The 1,150-nt window shown below is 59.5% G+C and carries 1 protein-coding gene; it reads left to right on the top strand.

The window, feature by feature from the left end; all coding sequences use genetic code 11:
• A partial coding sequence (gene tuf / locus AC0TNJ_RS00020; protein ID WP_473769852.1) for an elongation factor Tu occupies positions 1-1,146 on the top strand: 1,146 nt, incomplete at its 5' end.
• Between the last annotated feature and the right edge of the window lie 4 nt (positions 1,147-1,150).

Raw genomic sequence — 1,150 nt, 5'->3', positions numbered from 1 at the left:
CCCCACGTTAACATCGGCACGATTGGTCACGTTGACCATGGCAAGACGTCGCTGACTGCAGCGATCACGAAGTACTTTGGTGACTTCAAGGCCTATGACCAGATCGACGCAGCGCCGGAAGAAAAGGCGCGCGGCATCACGATCTCGACCTCGCATGTGGAATATGAGACGGCCAACCGTCACTATGCCCACGTCGACTGCCCTGGCCACGCTGACTATGTGAAGAACATGATCACCGGCGCTGCCCAGATGGACGGCGCGATCCTGGTGGTTTCGGCTGCTGACGGCCCGATGCCGCAGACCCGCGAGCACATCCTGCTTGCTCGTCAGGTTGGCGTTCCGGCAATCGTCGTGTTCCTCAACAAGTGCGACCAGGTTGACGACGCAGAACTGCTCGAACTGGTTGAACTGGAAGTGCGCGAACTTCTCTCGAAGTACGACTTCCCGGGCGATGAAACCCCGATCGTCAAGGGCTCGGCTCTTGCTGCTCTGGAAGATTCCTCGAAGGAACTGGGCGAAGACGCTGTTCGCGCCCTGATGGCCGCTGTCGACGACTACATTCCGACCCCGGAACGTCCGATCGACCAGCCGTTCCTGATGCCGATCGAAGACGTGTTCTCGATCTCGGGCCGCGGTACGGTTGTGACGGGTCGCGTTGAGCGCGGTATCGTCAAGGTTGGTGAAGAAGTTGAAATCGTCGGCATCAAGGCGACGGCGAAGACGACGGTTACCGGCGTTGAAATGTTCCGCAAGCTGCTCGACCAGGGCCAGGCTGGCGACAATATCGGCGCTCTGATCCGCGGCGTTGGCCGTGAAGACGTTGAACGCGGCCAGGTTCTCTGCAAGCCGGGTTCGGTGAAGCCGCACACCAAGTTCAAGGCAGAAGCCTACATTCTGACCAAGGACGAAGGTGGCCGTCATACGCCGTTCTTCACGAACTACCGTCCGCAGTTCTACTTCCGCACGACGGACGTGACGGGTGTTGTCACGCTGCCGGCTGGTACGGAAATGGTCATGCCTGGCGATAACGTCGCCATGGACGTTACCCTGATCGTGCCGATCGCGATGGAAGAGAAGCTTCGCTTCGCTATCCGTGAAGGCGGCCGCACCGTCGGTGCAGGCATCGTCTCCTCGATCATCGAGTAATGAA

Source organism: Ochrobactrum sp. PL_is483, from assembly GCF_055816855.1.
Note: the sequence above shows the minus strand (reverse complement) of the source record. Positions and strands in the feature narration are given on the sequence as shown.